The organism is Serinicoccus chungangensis, assembly GCF_001483745.1.
GTDB classification, from domain to species: domain Bacteria; phylum Actinomycetota; class Actinomycetes; order Actinomycetales; family Dermatophilaceae; genus Ornithinicoccus; species Ornithinicoccus chungangensis_A.
In genome coordinates, this window is record NZ_LQBL01000028.1 from 276,512 (window position 1) to 292,105 (window position 15,594).

Annotated in this window: 15 protein-coding genes; 5 read left to right on the forward strand and 10 right to left on the reverse strand. The window is 73.7% G+C overall.

The features are described 5' to 3' along the window. Nucleotides 1-18 precede the first annotated feature (18 nt). The 3 genes from AVL62_RS09825 to AVL62_RS09835 all read right to left on the reverse strand — a co-directional run bounded on the left by AVL62_RS09825 (nt 19) and on the right by AVL62_RS09835 (nt 3,426). Nucleotides 19-1,434, reverse strand: a complete 1,416-nt coding sequence (locus AVL62_RS09825; protein ID WP_153011746.1) for a VWA domain-containing protein — start codon at nt 1,432-1,434, stop codon at nt 19-21. A gap of 49 nt (nt 1,435-1,483) precedes the next feature. Beyond that, on the reverse strand, nt 1,484-2,749 hold the full coding sequence (locus AVL62_RS09830; protein ID WP_201023242.1) for a saccharopine dehydrogenase family protein: 1,266 nt from the start codon (nt 2,747-2,749) through the stop codon (nt 1,484-1,486). A gap of 89 nt (nt 2,750-2,838) precedes the next feature. Then, nucleotides 2,839-3,426 carry a TetR/AcrR family transcriptional regulator gene (locus tag AVL62_RS09835; protein ID WP_058891460.1) on the reverse strand — a complete coding sequence of 196 codons (588 nt, stop codon included), beginning with the start codon at nt 3,424-3,426 and terminating at the stop codon, nt 2,839-2,841. Between the two features lie 23 nt (nt 3,427-3,449). Here AVL62_RS09835 and AVL62_RS09840 point away from each other — a divergent pair, with 23 nt between their 5' ends. Then, nucleotides 3,450-4,139, forward strand: a complete 690-nt coding sequence (locus tag AVL62_RS09840; protein WP_153011747.1) for an MFS transporter — start codon at nt 3,450-3,452, stop codon at nt 4,137-4,139. A gap of 108 nt (nt 4,140-4,247) precedes the next feature. Continuing rightward, nucleotides 4,248-4,559, forward strand: a complete 312-nt coding sequence (locus AVL62_RS09845) for a hypothetical protein (RefSeq protein ID WP_153011748.1) — start codon at nt 4,248-4,250, stop codon at nt 4,557-4,559. 30 nt (nt 4,560-4,589) lie between these two features. Here the strand turns inward: AVL62_RS09845 and AVL62_RS09850 are convergent, their stop codons facing one another. The 3 genes from AVL62_RS09850 to AVL62_RS09860 are packed head-to-tail and all read right to left on the reverse strand — an operon-like array spanning nt 4,590 to nt 7,239. Next, nucleotides 4,590-5,276: an HAD family hydrolase gene (locus tag AVL62_RS09850; RefSeq protein ID WP_058891792.1), complete on the reverse strand. Its 687-nt coding sequence runs from the start codon at nt 5,274-5,276 to the stop codon at nt 4,590-4,592. Continuing rightward, nucleotides 5,273-5,983, reverse strand: coding sequence for a carbohydrate ABC transporter permease (locus AVL62_RS09855; protein WP_201023243.1), 711 nt, complete (start codon nt 5,981-5,983; stop codon nt 5,273-5,275). The genes AVL62_RS09850 and AVL62_RS09855 overlap by 4 nt, the downstream gene beginning before the upstream one ends. Beyond that, nucleotides 5,983-7,239 carry an ABC transporter substrate-binding protein gene (locus AVL62_RS09860; RefSeq protein WP_235585647.1) on the reverse strand — a complete coding sequence of 419 codons (1,257 nt, stop codon included), beginning with the start codon at nt 7,237-7,239 and terminating at the stop codon, nt 5,983-5,985. The genes AVL62_RS09855 and AVL62_RS09860 overlap by 1 nt, the downstream gene beginning before the upstream one ends. A 219-nt stretch (nt 7,240-7,458) precedes the next feature. Here AVL62_RS09860 and AVL62_RS09865 point away from each other — a divergent pair, with 219 nt between their 5' ends. Next, nucleotides 7,459-8,502 (forward strand): LacI family DNA-binding transcriptional regulator, encoded by a 1,044-nt coding sequence (locus tag AVL62_RS09865; protein ID WP_058891463.1) that lies wholly within the window; start codon nt 7,459-7,461, stop codon nt 8,500-8,502. Between the two features lie 9 nt (nt 8,503-8,511). Here AVL62_RS09865 and AVL62_RS09870 read toward each other — a convergent pair whose 3' ends face one another. Both AVL62_RS09870 and AVL62_RS09875 read right to left on the reverse strand, forming a co-directional pair. Then, complete coding sequence (locus tag AVL62_RS09870) at nt 8,512-9,606, reverse strand: tartrate dehydrogenase (protein ID WP_058891464.1); 1,095 nt, start codon at nt 9,604-9,606, stop codon at nt 8,512-8,514. Beyond that, complete coding sequence (locus AVL62_RS09875; RefSeq protein WP_058891465.1) at nt 9,603-10,484, reverse strand: NAD(P)-dependent oxidoreductase; 882 nt, start codon at nt 10,482-10,484, stop codon at nt 9,603-9,605. The genes AVL62_RS09870 and AVL62_RS09875 overlap by 4 nt, the downstream gene beginning before the upstream one ends. 104 nt (nt 10,485-10,588) lie before the next feature. Between AVL62_RS09875 and AVL62_RS09880 the strand changes: the two genes are divergently transcribed. After that, nucleotides 10,589-11,320, forward strand: a complete 732-nt coding sequence (locus AVL62_RS09880) for a flavodoxin family protein (RefSeq protein ID WP_058891466.1) — start codon at nt 10,589-10,591, stop codon at nt 11,318-11,320. Nucleotides 11,321-11,377: 57 nt separating this feature from the next. Here AVL62_RS09880 and AVL62_RS09885 read toward each other — a convergent pair whose 3' ends face one another. Then, complete coding sequence (locus tag AVL62_RS09885; RefSeq protein WP_058891467.1) at nt 11,378-12,370, reverse strand: diacylglycerol/lipid kinase family protein; 993 nt, start codon at nt 12,368-12,370, stop codon at nt 11,378-11,380. 47 nt (nt 12,371-12,417) lie between these two features. Further along, nucleotides 12,418-13,665, reverse strand: coding sequence for an amidohydrolase (locus AVL62_RS09890; RefSeq protein ID WP_058891468.1), 1,248 nt, complete (start codon nt 13,663-13,665; stop codon nt 12,418-12,420). A gap of 362 nt (nt 13,666-14,027) precedes the next feature. On the opposite strand from AVL62_RS09890, the gene AVL62_RS09900 reads away from it, so the two are divergent. Continuing rightward, a complete protein-coding gene (locus AVL62_RS09900) occupies nt 14,028-14,957 on the forward strand; it encodes an integrase core domain-containing protein (RefSeq protein ID WP_058891469.1) in 930 nt (309 codons plus the stop codon). Nucleotides 14,958-15,594 lie beyond the last annotated feature (637 nt).

Here is a 15,594-nt window from a genome sequence, read left to right on the forward strand (position 1 = left end):
TCCGCCACCGGTCCGCGCTCAGCCGCCGCGCTGCTGCCGGTAGTACTCCGACCACCGGGCGCTGCCCTCGTCGTAGACCTCCCGCCAGCTGCTGGTCTGCTCGCGGTAGGCCGCCCGCCAGTTGGAGTTCTTGCGGTCCAGCGCCCAGCGCCACATCTCGTTCTTGCGGTCCAGCGCCCAGCGCCAGACCTCGTTGCCCGTGGCGCGGTCGACCGCCTCCTCGTCCTGCAGACGGGAGGCGAGGTCCATCGCCCGCTCCCCCTCGTCCTGCGCGCCGTCCATGAGCCGCTGCCCGACCTCGCTGGCCTCCGCCATCGACGCCCGCCCCTCGTCCTGGACCCGCTCGAGCTCGGCCTGCCGCCACTCGCTCCAGGCGTCCATCATCCGGGAGTACTCCTGCGCCCAGTACTCCTCGAGGTCGGCACCCGAGCCGACGTCGGTGAACTCACCGCCCCCCGCCCGGGCCATCGCCCGCAGCGCCTCCTGGTCGGCGTCGCCGACCTCGAAGCCGATGACGTTGACGACCGGCTCGATGCCGGAGTCGGCCAGGTCCTCGGCCGCCTCGACCGGGTCGCCGCCGCACGACTCCAGACCGTCCGTCACGACATACACGATCCCGTCGCTGGCGTCCTCGGGGATGTCCTCGGCCGCGTCGGTGACGGCGCGGGCGAGCGGGGTCCACCCGACCGGCTGCACCTGCCCCAGCGCCTGCTGGAGGCCCTGGCCGGCGGCCTCGCCCTCGAACACGACCTCGCTGGAGGCGCAGGAGTCGGCCTTGCCGGCGTCGGTGTTGTCGCCCTCGTGGCCGAAGATCCGCAGGCTCAGGGTCGACCCCTCGGGCAGGCTGTCGGCGAAGTCGGCGATCGCGGACGTGGCCTCCGCCATCCGCGTCCCACCCCGGGCCTGCGCCGACATCGAGCCGCTGGCGTCCAGCACGACGGCGAAGTGGTTGCTGCCGACGGCCTCGACCTCCGGCGCGTCCCCCTCCGTCGGTCCGGCCGAGACCTCCGACAGGCTCGGGTCGAAGAGGATCGCGGCCTGGACGTCCTCGGCGTAGTCACCCTGCACCTGGGACTGGATGGCCCGCTGCCACTCCGCGGCGCTGCCCGGCTCCATCGCCAGCACCGCCTGGTAGGCCGCGTCCTCGTCGTAGGCCTCGCCGGCGTAGGGCCCGGGGGCGTACATGAACTCCTGCTCGACCTCGGTCAGCTCGCGCGGGGCGTCCGGCCAGGCGACCGGCACCAGCTCGGGCACCCCCGAGGAGGTGGACGGCGCGGTGCTGGCGACCGCGTCGTCCGGGCCGGGGGGCGGGCTCGTGACCTCGCCCGCCTCGGCCTGCGCCGGGTCGCTCTCCTGCGGTCCGGCGCTCCCCTCGCACCCGGCCAGCAGCAGCGCCCCGGCGAGCGCCACCGCGACCACCCCAGAGATCCTCATCGTGCCTCCACGTCCCACGTCCCGCGCCGCGCGGCGCACGAGTGGGAGACTACCGGAGACCGCCGCGCCCACCCCGGGCCCCGGACGTCGTGGGGCCGTCCAGGCGCCGCACGTCCAGCGTGAAGCCCTCGCTGCGCAGCCCCTGCACGAGGTCGTCCCCCAGCGCCACGGCGGGGGTCAGCACCCCGCCCCCGCGCCCGGGCTCGTCGCGGGTCGCGAGCAGCACGAGCGCCGACCGGCCCAGCATCACGGACGTGGCGGCATACCCGGGGTCGCCCTGGGCGCCGACGGTCGCGGCATACCGCGAGCCGTCCTCGGTCGTGGTCGTCGTCTCGGTGCGGAAGGACCCGGCCGCGCGCCGCTCCGGGCCGGGGCCCTCCCCCGGGGACGGGAGGAGGCGGTCCACCACCGCGCGCAGCCCCGGCACCGCCGTCGCCCCCAGGACCACGCCCATCGCGGCGAGCAGGGCCCGGGCCTGCAGGGCACCGCGCACCCCCCGCCCGGTGCCCACCAGCTCGCGGTAGCGGAAGCGGGGTCCGTAGGCGCCGCCGAGCAGCGCGTCGGAGCGCCGCACGACCCGGGTGTTGTAGGGCGCCATGACGAAGGGCACCGCCCACCGGCCGGTGCGCTCCTCCACGAACGGGCGCCAGTGCTCGCGCTGTCCGGGTGCGCCGCGGTGGCCGCCGCTGAGGGCGAAGGGGTCCTGGACGACCCGGCGCAGCGCGGGGTCCTCGCGGGTCCGCTGCAGCTGGACCCGCAGCGAGTCGACGGTGCCGCCGCTGACCCCGCCCCTGCCCTCCTGCACCCACAGGGTGGTGTCGGTGAGGCCGCCCGCACCGTCGGTCCGCGCGGCGTGGTGGAGCAGGTGCACCCCCAGGTCGGAGGGCACCGAGTCGAAGCCGCAGGAGACGACGACCCGCGCGCCGCTCTCCCGGGCCCTCTCGTGGAAGCGGTCGACCACCTCGCGGACGAAGAGCACCTCGCCGGTCAGGTCGGCGTAGTCCGTGCCGGCGTCGGCACAGGCCTCGACCAGGGGTATGCCGTGCCGCTGGTAGGGCCCGACCGTGCTGACGACGACACGGGACCGCGCGGCCAGCGCCCGGAGGGTGGCGGCGTCGCCGGAGTCGGCGACGAGCAGCGGCCAGTCCGCGGCGCGGGCCTCCAGACCCGACCGCACCTGCGCGAGCCGCTCCCGCGAGCGTCCGGCCAGCCCGACGACCACCCCGTCGGGTGCGGTCCGCGCGAGGTGCTCGGCGACCAGCCGGCCGACGAAACCGGTGGCGCCGAAGAGGGCGATGTCGAGGTCGCGTGCCATGTCCACCATGGTCGCCCACCGTCACCCGTCCGCCCGTGCCGCCCGTGCCGCCCGTGCCGCCCGTCTCGCTCGTCCCGCCCGTCCTGCGGTCAGCCCGGCCGCTGCCAGCCCAGCGCGGCCCGCGCCGCCTGCGCGGCCCGCTCGGCCGGGTCCTGCGGGACACCCCGCAGGAGGCTGGCCAGGGCGCCGTTGTAGAGGAGCAGGACGGTGTCGGCGATCACCTCGGCCTGCTCCGGGTCCACCTCCGCGGCCAGCTCGCGCAGCCGACCGACGAGACCGGCGGTGTCCGCGTCGACCAGCTCCCCGGCGCGGTCCTCACCCTCCGCCCCACCCGAGGACGCGGGGCGCTCGGAGGCCGTCGCGAGGAAGGAGCACCACTGGGCCGACGACGAGCGGGCCCGGAAGGCCACGAGCGCGTCGAAGACGGCGAGCACGCGCTCCTGCGGCACCGGGGCGGCCGCGACCTGCTCGTCCCACACGGCACGCCAGCCGTCGAGCCGACGCTGCAGGACGTCGGCCAGCAGACCGTCCTTGCTGCCGGCGTGGGCGTACAGCGTGACGACCGAGACCCCGGCGACGGACGCCACCCGGTCGACACCGGTGGCGGCGATGCCCTCGGTGAAGAAGAGCGACTCGGCCGCGTCGAGGATCCGGGTGCGGGTCTGCTCCTTCGTCATCGCCCTAGTGTAACGTGCGTTTCATGCTGAAACGATCGTTACACCCTCCGTCCCCGCCCGCCGTCCGCGCCCCGCTGGCCCTGGTGCTCGCCGGGGTGGTGCTCATCGCCGGCACCTACGGCATGGCCCGGTTCGGGGTCGGCCTCCTGCACCCCCAGATGGTCGCCGCCCGTCCGGACCTGGAGGGGGCCCTGCGCCCGGCGGGCACGGCTCAGTTCACCTCCTACTGCCTGGCCGTCCTCGTGGGTGGCCGGCTGGCCAGGAGGCGGGCGCGGCAGCTCGCGCTCGACGCCGGCCTGGTCTCCGGTGCCGGCGCCGTGGGCCTCATGCTCGCCCCGGACGTCGTCGCCTTCACCGCCGCCGCCTTCGTCGCCGGGGCCGGGGCCGGCCTGGCCTCCCCGGCCCTGGTCCCGCTCCTGGACCGCGCGGTGCCCGCCGAGCACTCCGGGCTGACGCAGGCCGCGGTGAACTCCGGGACCGCCGTGGGTCTCGTCGTCGTCGGCACCGTGGTCCTCGTGACCAGCGCCGTCCTCACCCCGTGGCTCATGGTCGCCGTCGTGTGCGTGGGGGCCGGGTGGGCCGTGCGCCGACTCGCGCCGGACGTGCCGGACGTGCCGGACGTCCCCGACGTGCCCGACGTCGGGCCCGGGCTCGCCCCGACGGGCGGGGTCTCGGGGACGGCCGCCGCCGTCCGCAGGCTCTCCCTCCCCTGACTGCTGGCCGCCGCGGCGGGGGGCGTCTCGGCCTACGTCTGGACCTACGGCCCCTCCGCGGTGGTGCGGGACACCGGCCTCGGTACCGACCAGGTCGGCTGGCTCTGGGTGGCTGTCGGCGCCGGGGGGCTGGTGGGGGTCCTCGCGGGTCGGCTGGTGGACCTCACCAGCCCGTCCCGGGCCTTCCTCGCCTGCGCGGCGGGGGTCCTGCTGGCCACCGGCCTCGTCTCGACGGCCACGCAGCCGTGGGTGGCGGTGCTGGGTCTGGCCCTCTTCGGCGCCGCCTACATGGCGCTGACCGGGACCCTCATCCTCTGGGGCCGTGTGCTGCGACCGCAGGACGCCGGGCAGGCCACCGCGTGGTTGTTCCTCGCGCTCTCGGTGGGCCAGGCGGTGGGCGCCGCCCTTGTCGGCCCGTGAGGGCCGTCCGCGCGCGACCCGCGGCTCGGCTCAGTCGCGGGCGGACACCCACACCCCGCGCGCGTCGACGCCGAAGCGCACCCAGGAGAGGTCGGGCACAACGAGGTCCGCCTCCCCGAGCTGCTCCCGCGGGGTGGTGGTGAGCAGCGCCAGGGTCGAGGCGCCGGCCGCCCGGCCGGAGCGCACGCCGGCCGGCGAGTCCTCCACCACGAGGCAGGCGGCCGGGTCCGCTCCCATCCTGGCGGCCGCCTCCCGGTAGGGGGCCGGGTCGGGCTTGCCGCGCTCGACGTCGTCGGCGCACACCAGCACCGCAGGCTCGAGCAGCCCGGCGGCCCGCAGCCGCGCCGACGCGAGGGTCCGGTCGGCCGAGGTCACCACCGCGGCCCGGTCCCCGAGCGCGGCCAGCGCGTCGAGGGCACCCGGCAGCGCCACCACGTCGTGCAGGTCGTCGAGCTCGATCTCGTCGAAGACCGCACCGGCCCTCTCGAGGTCGAGCCCCAGGTCGAGCTCCCGGTCCAGGCGGGCGATCGTCTGCCGCCTCGGCATCCCGTGCGTCTGCCCGAGCCGCTCGGCGGGGACGCCGAAGCGGTCGGCCCAGGCCGCCCAGCTGCGCCGCACGGCCGCCGCCGAGTCCACGAGGGTGCTGTCGCTGTCGAGCAGGACGGCCGCGAAGCGCTCCTCGGTCAGCACCCGTCGGCCCGTGGAGGGACCGGTCACCGCGCCCACCCCGCCACCCCGGCGACGAACGAGGCCGCCCCGGGGACGTCGGCGCCCAGCGACGCCTGGTAGGCGTGGTAGGCGTCGGGACGCCCGGGCCAGGTCCGCGCGGCCGCCTCGTAGTGCTCGGCGGGGATGTCGCCCAGCCCGGCCAGGAAGATGACGGCGTTGAAGCCCAGGGTCCACCAGACCGTGACCCCGACGAGGCTGACCCAGGCCCAGGGCTGGGAGGTGGTCCACGAGATGTCGGTGCCGAGGTAGGCGTTGACCAGCCCGAAGTTGCCGTCCAGCAGGTAGCGCCACATGAGGCCGATCACCGCGACCCCCAGCACGTAGGGGGCGAAGAACATGGCCCGGAAGAAGGTCCGGCCCGGGAACTTCTGCTGCAGCAGCAGGGCCAGCAGCAGCGGCAGGACCAGCAGGAAGGGCACGCTGACCACCGTGAAGAGCAGGGTGTTGCCCATGCCGTTCCAGAAGTCCCGGAAGACCACCGAGGCGGGGTCCACGAGGTCGGTGTAGTTCTGCAGCCCGAGGAAGCGCTGCGAGCTCATCATGTAGTCCCAGTCGTGCAGGCTGATCCACAGCCCGTAGACGGCCGGGAAGGCCACGAACGCGACGAACAGGGCCAGGTAGGGCGCCAGGAAGAGGTAGGGCGTGAGGGGCGAGCCGGTGCGCCCACCCCTGACCGGGGTGCGGGGCGTGGCCATCAGCCGCTGTAGCGCGAGGCGTTCTCGTCGAGGATCGCCTGGGCCCGGGACGCGGTGTCGGCGAGGATGGCCTCCGGCTCGGCGCCGCTGAGGACGGCCTCGTTGAGCGCGCGGTCGAACTCGGCCATGCAGTCGCTGATGCCCGGGACCGTGGGGATGAAGCGGAGGTCGTCGAGCTGCTCGGCCAGGGTCGCCTGCTCGGTCAGCGCCTCGAACTCGGGGGTCTCGCGGGCCGAGTTGCGGGCCGGCACCTGACCGGCCTCCGCCCAGGCCTGCGACTGCTCGGAGATCCAGCTGACGAAGACCCGCGAGGCCTGCGCCTTGTCGGCGTCGGCGTTGCGCTGGCGGGGCAGCACGAACTGGTGCGAGCCCGCCCAGACCCCGCCGGAACCCCCGATGTCGGGCAGCGGCGCGACACCCCAGCTGATGTCGGTCTGCTTGAGGTCGTTGATCTGCCAGATGCCGTTCCAGTTGAACGCCGTGGTGCCGTTCTTCAGCGCGACGTAGTCGGAGTCTTGGTCCACGTTGGCTGGCGAGTGGCCGTTCTTGGCCAGGTCGACCCACCAGGTGAGGGCCTCGACCGCCGGTGCCTCGCCCCAGGTGACCTGGGTGCCGTCCTCGTTGAAGAGGCTCCCGCCGAACTGGTAGATGAGCGCCTGCAGCGTCAGCCCGCCGGTGAACGGGAACGGGCTGGCCCAGTGCCCCTCGATGCCGGCCGCCTTGAGGTCCTCCAGGGCCGCCATGTAGCTGTCGCGGTCGGTCGGCGGGGCCTCCGGGTCGAGACCGGCCTGCTCCATGACGTCCTTGTTGTAGTAGAAGCCCAGGGGGTGCACGTCGAGCGGGATGGCGAAGCGCTGGCCGTCGTAGATCCCGGCCTGCCAGGGGACCGCCGCGAAGTCGGACTCGGCCAGCTCCAGTGCGGCGGCCACGTCGTCCAGCGGCTGGATGACGTTGCGGGCGGCGTTGGTGGCGACCGAGTCGACGTGCATGATGCCGATGTCCGGGCCGTTGCCGGAGGTGACGGCGGAGGGGAGCCGGGAGTAGTAGTCCGCCCACTGCATCGTCGTCATGGTGACCGCGATGTTCGCGTGCTCGGAGTTGAAGGTGTCGACCAGGGCCTTCATGGTCGGGCCGTCGCCGCCGGTGAAGCCGTTCCAGAACGCCAGGTCGACCTGCGGGCCGTCGTAGCCGCCGGCACCACCGTCACCGGTGGCCACCTCCTGGTCGGCGCTGTCGCGCGGCGAGCTCCCCCCCACAGGCCGCGAGCGAGGCGGTCATGCCTCCGGCCGCAGCCAGCGAGAGGAAGGATCGACGGCTGAACGGAGAGCGGGTCGGCTGGGTCATGAGACGTCCTTGTCCTCGTTTACAACGGATAACCATCGTGGTTCACCCAGGAGTATGCCGTGCGTGTGCAACGTTGTAAAGAGGACTCTCGTGCGGCGTGTCGACGGCAGCCCTACCCCTACCATGGCTGCATGCCGGTCAGACTCAAGGACGTCGCGCAGCACGCCGGGGTCTCGGTGAAGACCGTCTCCAACGTCGTCAACGACCACCCCCACGTCAGCAGTGACATGCGCGAGCGCGTGCAGGCGTCGCTGACCGAGCTCGGCTACCGCCCCAACCTCGCCGCCCGGCAGCTCAAGCACGGTCGCGGCGGGTTCATCACGCTCGCGGTCCCCCAGCTCGACTCGCCCTACTTCTCCGAGCTCGCCGCCCGGTTGTCCGACGAGGCGACCCGCCGCGGCTTCCTGCTGCTGCTCGACGTCACCGGCGCGGACCCCGACGAGGAGCGGCTCGTGCTGTCCGGCATGCGCGCCCACATGGTCGACGGGGTCATCTTCAGCCCGCTGGCGCTGTCGGCCGAGGAGATCGCCGCGCGGACCGACGACATCCCGCTGGTCCTGCTGGGCGAGCGACGGACACCGACGCAGTTCGACCACGTCGCCGTCGACTCCGTGGCCGCCTCCCGCGCCGTGGGCGAGCACCTGCTCGCGCTCGGGCGGCGCCGGCCCGCGGCCATCGGTCGGCAGACCCGCGAGGGGACGGCGTCGGTGCGGCTGGAGGGCTTCGTCGAGGCCCTGCACGACCAGGGTCTCGAGCTCCCCGACGACCGCACGGTCACCGTCGACGGGTTCGGCCGGGAGGAGGGCTACCACGGCATGCGTCAGCTGCTCGACCTTCCCGCGGACCGTCGCCCGGACGCGGTCTTCGCCTTCAACGACCTGCTGGCCGTGGGGGCCCTGCGCGCGTGCCACGAGGCGGACGTGCGCGTCCCCGACGACATCGCGGTCGCCGGCTTCGACGACATCGCCGAGGGCCGATTCCACGCCCCCTCGCTCACGACGATCTCCCCCGACCTCGAGGTGCTCACCCGCAGCGTCCTCGACCTGCTGGTCCGGCGCATCGAGGGGTGGGCCGCCCCGCCGGAGCACCCCGTCGTCCCGTGGACCCTGCACCACCGCGAGTCCACCGGTGGCCCGCCGACCGCGGCCGTCGGGCCGGCCGGCCCGCGTGGGTGAGGAGGCCGGTCAGCCTGCGGCGCCCTGCCCGGTGACGTGGTCGCGGACGACCTGCGCCACCTCCGTCGTCGAGGCCGTGCCGCCCAGGTCGGGGGTCCGCATGCCGGAGGTCAGGCTGGCCTCGATGCCGGCGACGACCTCCGCCGCGGCGTCCGGGTGGCCGAGGTGGTCCAACATCATCGAGGCGGCCCAGAGCTGACCCAGCGGGTTGGCCACCCCCTGGCCGGCGATGTCCGGCGCGGACCCGTGCACCGGCTCGAACATCGAGGGGTGCACGCCCTCGGGGTTGAGGTTCGCCGAGGGAGCGATGCCGATGCTGCCGATGATGGCCGCCCCGAGGTCGGTGAGGATGTCGCCGAAGAGGTTGGAGGCGACCACGACGTCGAAGCGCCCCGGGTCCAGGACGAACATCGCCGACAGCGCGTCGATGTGGTAGTCCCGGACCTCCACTTGCGGGAAGTCCGCCGCCGTCTCCCGGACGACCTCGTCCCAGAAGGGCATGGTGTGGATGATGCCGTTGGACTTGGTGGCCGAGGCGAGCGTCCCGCCGCGCTCCGCGGCGAGGGTGAGGGCATACCTCGCCACCCGCTCGATCCCGCGACGGGTGAAGACCGACTCCTGGACGGCCAGCTCGTGCGGGCTGCCGCGGTACATCCGCCCGCCGACCTCGGAGTACTCCCCCTCGTTGTTCTCCCGCACGACGACGAAGTCGATCGAGCTGCCCTCGCGCAGCCGCAGCGGCGACTCGATCCCCGGCAGAAGCCGGACCGGGCGCAGGTTGACGTACTGCTCGAAGGCGCGGCGGATGGGGATGAGCAGACCCCAGAGCGACACGTGGTCCGGGACCCCGGGGTAGCCCACGGCACCCAGCAGGATCTGGTCGACCTCGGCGAGCCGGTCCAGCCCGTCCTGCGGCATCATCCGGCCGGTCCGGGTGTAGTACTCGCAGCTCCAGTCGTGGTGACGCCACTCGAAGGTCAGCCCGTGCCGCTCCCCCACGGCCTCGAGGACCCCGAGGGTCGGCTCCATCACCTCCGTCCCGATGCCGTCGCCGGGGATCACGGCCACCCGCACCGGGCGGTCGGACGTGGCGGGGTGGGTCATCGGGTGCCTCCAGAGGTGCGTCGGTCCAGCCCACGGATGAGGGCCGAGTGGTCCAGGGCGGCGTCGCCGTCCTCCAGCGCCTGCGCGACGAGGGCGGCGACCGCCCGGGCGACCGGCAGGTCGAGCCCGGAGTCCGCCGCGAGACCGCCGGCGATGCGCAGGTCCTTGTCGTGCAGCTCCATCCGGAACCCGGGCTCGAAGCTGCGTCCCACGAGGTTGTCACGCTTCTGCGTCAGGACCGCGGAGCCGGCGAGGCCCCCGGCCAGCACGTCCAGGGCCTCCTCCAGCGCGATGCCCTGGCTCTCCAGGAGCACGACGGCCTCGGAGAGGACCTGGATGTTGCCGGCGACGACCACCTGGTTGGCGGCCTTGACCACCTGGCCGGCGCCCGGCGGCCCGACGTGCACGACCGTGGCCCCGACGGCCTCCAGCAGCGGACGGGCGGTCCGGACCGCGTCCTCCTCCCCGCCGACCATGACCGACAGCCGGGCCTCCTGGGCGCCCGCCTGACCGCCGGAGACGGGGGCGTCGACCATCGGCATACCTCGGTCGGCAGCCTGCCCGGCGACGCGCCGGGCGACGGCCGGGGAGATCGTGGAGAAGTCCACGACCAGCGTCCCGGCCGCCGCGCGCGCGAGCACACCCTCGTCGCCGCCCATGACCGCCTCGACGTCGGGCCCGTCCGGCAGCATGAGGCAGACCGCCTCGGCACCCTCCAGGGCCTCGGGCAGCGTGTCCACCGTCGTGCCGCCCGCCGCCTCGAGCTCGGCGCCCTTGCCCGGGCTGCGGTTGTGACCCCGCACCTCGTGGCCGGCGCGCTGCAGGTGGGCGGCCATGGGCGCACCCATGACGCCGAGTCCGACGAAGGCGATCCTCATGCGGGGATGATGCCATCCCGGCCAGGGGTCCGTGCGGCGAGGCATCGGCGACCGGGCCGTGGCAGGCTGGTCGGACCCCGCCCCGCCCGACCAGGAGGACCACCATGGAGGCACCGGACTACCAGGGGCTGCGCGCCCTGCTCGTCAACTGCTCGCTCACCCCGGACGCCGCGGCGTCGCACACCGGCCGGCTGCTCGACGTGGTGGACCACCTCATGGCGGGTGCGGGCGTGCAGGTGGACCGCCTGCACGCGGTCGACCACGACATCGCCCCCGGCGTGCAGCCGGACATGCGCGAGCACGGCTTCGACCAGGACGCCTGGCCCGGGCTGTGGCCGCGGGTGGAGGCCGCGGACATCCTCGTCATCGGCACCCCGCTCTGGCTGGGCGAGGAGTCCTCGGTGTGCCGCAGGGTCATCGAGCGGCTCTACGCCATGTCGGGGATGCTGAACGACCGGGGTCAGTCCGTCTTCTACGGCAAGACCGGCGGAGCCGTCATCACCGGCAACGAGGACGGCGTCAAGCACACCTCGATGTCGCTGCTCTTCGCCCTGCAGCACCTCGGCCTCGTCATCCCACCCCAGGCCGACTGCGGCTGGCTCGGCGAGATCGGGCCGGGGCCCTCCTACGGCGACCCGCAGGACGGCGGCCGACCGGTCGGCTTCGACAACGACTTCACCCGGCGCAACGCCACGATCATGAGCTGGAACCTCATGCACACCGCGCACCTGCTCCGCCAGGCGGGCGGGCTCCCGACCTACGGCAACGACCGCAACGCGCTCGCCGACGGCGAGCTCTTCGGGTATGCCGAGCCCGAGGCGGTCCCGGAGGGCTGAGGCCCGCCGGCCGACGCCGGCCCGCGCCCCGGGGGTGGGGCGCCGGCGCCGAGGAGGTCAGCCGACGTCCCCGGTCGACCCCTCCGGCACGCGCAGGGTCCAGCCCTGGTCCAGCAGCCGCCAGGAGCGGCGCGCGACCCGCTGCTCCTCGACCTCCCCGTCGGTGTTGACCCGGAACGCGTCGATGTCCCGCTCGGCGGTCACCACGACCTCCCGCCCGGACGTGAGCGTGACGTCCTCGCGCTGGGTGTGTCGGCCCTTGCGCAGGTCGAGCGCGAAGCGCACCCGGGCCAGGGGGGACACCCCGTGCGCCACGACCACCTCGACCTGCCCGTCGTCGGCGCGGGCGTGCGGGGCGACGGGCGTGCCGCCCCCGACCGAGCTGCCGAGGGCCAGCGTCACCATGAGCTCGGGGCGACCGTCGTCGGCGATGTTCTCCCCGTCGACGCTCACCCGGAGGTGCCAGCCCTTCGAGGTCAGCCCCGCCCGCAGGGCGCCCCAGCCGTAGGCCGCCTTGCCCAGCACCCCCTTGACGTCACCGGCGTGCGCCGTCGCCTCCGCCGCCACCCCGGCGTGCACGACGTTGACCACGACCGAGCCCTCGTCGTCTACGAGCAGCCCGCGCTCCGTGCGGGCGCCGGCCACCGCGACGCGGGCGGCGGCCTGCGGGTCCAGCGGGATCCCCGCGCCCCGGGCGAGGTCGTTCCCGGTGCCGAGCGGCACCACCCCCACCGCCCCGACCCGGCCCAGCAGATCCTGGTCGTGCACCGACTGCAGGAGGCGGTGGAGCGAGCCGTCGCCACCCATGACGACGACGACGCGGCCGACCGCGGAGGCGACGGCAGCGGCATACTCCTCGTCGTCGGCCGGGGTCACGACCTCCGTCCCTGCGGGGGAGCACGACTCGAGCTCCCGGCACACCCGCTCGACGATCTCCTCCTCGGAGGAACCGGCAGAGGAGTTGGAGAGCACGAGCACCCGGCGGTCGGCGGACCCGGGCCCGGGCCCGTCGGTGCGCTCGGTGGTGTGCGTCGGTTCGTCGGTGGGCACGGCGTCTCCTCGCCTCGGGTCAGGACACGGACACGCTACGCCTCACCTCAGGCGGCGCCGCCCCGGACCAGGCGGGCGGTGAGCACCGCATGCGCCGCCGACACGCCGACGCCCAGGGTCGGCTCCAACTGCGGGCCGAAGTGCGGCGAGTGGTTGGTGACGGTCGGCTCCTCCCCCTCGACCTCCTCACGGGTCAGGCCGCCGAAGAACCAGTAGACGCCCGGCACCTCGATCGCGTCCGGCAGCGCGCCGAAGTCCTCGCTGCCCATCACCGCGGGGATCTCGCTGACCTGCTCCTCGCCGAGGGCACCGCGCAGCACGCCCGTGACCCGCGCCGTCTCCTCCTCGTCGTTGACGAGCAGGGGGAAGGTGTAGATCTCCTCGATCTCCGGTTCCGGCGCGTCCGAGGCCATGGCCTCGGCGAGGATGACCCGGCGCAGGGCACCGAGCAGGTGGTCGCGCACGTCGGCGTCGAGGTTGCGCATGTTGACCGTGAACTCGGCGGTCGCCGGGATGATGTTCTCCTTCAGCCCGGCGTGGATCGTGGCGATGGTGATGACCGCGGCCTTCTGGGCCGGGACCTCACGACTCTTGAGGCTCTGGATCCGCACGATCATGTGGGCGGCCAGCACCACCGGGTCGATCGTCGACTCCGGCTGCGACCCGTGGCCGCCGCGCCCCCTGACCGTCACCCGCCACGCGTCGGAGAAGGTCATGGCCGGCCCAGGAGTCAGGTCGACGGTCCCGGCGACGCCGGGCCAGACGTGCTGGCCGTAGATCACCTCGGGTCGCGGCGCGCGGTCCCATAGGCCGTCCTCGAGCATCGCCGCGGCTCCCTGCGCCGTCTCCTCGCCCGGCTGGAAGAGGAAGACGACGGTGCCGGTCCAGGACGCGCGGTCCTGGGCGAGCAGCGTGGCCGCCCCGATGGCGGCGGTGACGTGCATGTCGTGGCCGCAGGCGTGCATGACGGGGACGTCGGTGCCGTCCGGCAGGGTGCCCCGGGCGGTGGAGGCGTAGTCCAGACCGGTGTCCTCCTCGACCGGCAACCCGTCGGTGTCCGCACGGAACCCCACCACGGGGCCGTCCCCGTTGCTCAGCGTCGCCACGACGCCGGTCCCGCCGCACCGGAAGACGTCGTAGCCGAGGCCGCTCATCCGCTCCTCGACGAGGGCCGCGGTCGCCTCCTCCTGCATGGACAGCTCCGGGTGGGAGTGCAGGTGGCGGTAGAGGTCGTGCAGCGACGCGCGCAGGTCGGCGTGCTCGGGCTCGTCCAGGATCGTGGTCGTCGGCGACATACGGCGAGGGTATGCCGCACGCGCCCGCGAGCGCCGTCCGGGACCTCGTCAGGGCGGTGCCGGCGGCCCCAGATCGGGATGCGCCTGTGATGTGTCAGGACATCGGTGACGGTTTCGCATCAGGACATCAGTGACAGTTCAGGGTCCTCTGGTGGTGATGTCCCGTTCCAGACTTCTTGGCAGACCGGTTATGAGGGCATNNGGACCGGGCCCTCGACCCGGGAGGAGCAGCTGGAGGCGGAGGTCACCGAGCTGACCACCGCGCTGGGAGAGGCGCACCTGCAGGCGCGGGTGTGGAAGAAGAGCGCGGAGGGCCGGCTGGGCCCTTCGAGGACCTCGAGGTAATCCGCACCGAGGCGGGGATGCCGACCACGAGGTTCTGCCAGCTGATCGGCGTCCCCGAGCGGACCTACCGCCGCTGGCAGGCGCACGCCCGTGCCGGGCGCCCCGCGAGGGGTCCCTGGCCCCGGCCGGCGCGCCAGGCGTCCTGGGAGGTGGTGACCGGACTGGCGGCCAAGCACGCCGCGTGGGGCCACCGCAAGGTCTGGGCGATGGCTCGTCACTCGGGCCACCGGGTGTCGATGTCGACCACGGCGCGGATCCTCGACGACGCCGGGCTGCTGCTCAAGGCCGACTACCAGCGGGAACGACGCCAGCTCGCCCAGCAGCGCAAGGCCGCGTTCGCCAGGTCCCCGACCGGACCGAACATGGTGTGGCAGTTCGACTTCTCCGAGTACGAGACCGCCGCTGGCGGGACCTGGCGCGTGGCCGGGATCGCGGACTACTGGTCCAAGTACGAGTTCGGCTGGCACTGGTCGCCGACCGCGAACCAGCACGACGCAATCGCCGCGGTGCAGCTGGCCCTGGCCGAGGCGGGCGAGCTGCTGCCCGAGGGCTTGGACCTGCTGGATTACCTCGCCGACCCCGACACCGGCGAGGTCGTGCCGATCACCCTGGTCACCGACAACGGCGGCCCGTTCCGCTCGGCACGGTTCGCTGCCTTCATCGAGGCCACCCCGCAGCTGGACCACGTCCGCACCCGGGTCCGCACTCCGGGCCAGAACGGCGTCCGGGAGCGCGCGTTCCAGTCGCTGAAGTACGAGCGGCTCTACCGCGAGCAGATCGACGACATGCACGACCTGGTCACCCACGGCGAGGACTTCCGGGCCGAGTTCAACACCGTCCGCCCGCACGAGGCCCTGTCCTGGAACCGGCCGCGCGAGGTGCACCTGCGCCAGGCCGACCCCGGAACACCCAACTTTCCAGAGCCGGAAAACCTGCCAAGAACTTGACACGGGACAACGGCACACGACCCAAGAACACCTGACCGTCACCGATGTCCTGACACACCAACCGTCACCCACGTCCTGATGCAGAACCGTCACCGATGTCCTGACACATCACAAGATCGCGATGCGCCACCTCTTGCAGTGTTCGAACATGTGTTCTATACTGGAGCGAGAAGGGGGGCTGGACACCGTGGATCACCCATACGTCGACTCACCGATCGAGTGCGGGCTGGCAGAGCTCTACGACCGATCGTCGTGGAGTCTCGAGCCACCCTTCGTGAGGTTCGACCTGCACGAGGCCCGGCTGGCCCTGCGCATCGGCATCACCGCCCGTGAGGCCGGCTCCGAGGACGCCTCCGCCAGCACCGCGCAGGACGGCGGCGACGGTGGTCAGGACGAGGCTGGCCCGGGGACCGAGCCTGCACCCACGCATTGCACCGCCCCGACAGAGCCTGTCGAGCCCCCAGGTCCCTCCGCCCCGACAGACCCCGTCGAACTCTCAAGCCCCTCCGCCGGGACAGACCCGGTCGAACCCCCGGGCCCCTCCGCCCCGACAGACCCCGTCGCAGCCTCAGACCCCTCCGGGGCGACGATCGCAGACCCGGTCGCCCGGGTCCGGGACCTGGCGCGGCAGAGGTCG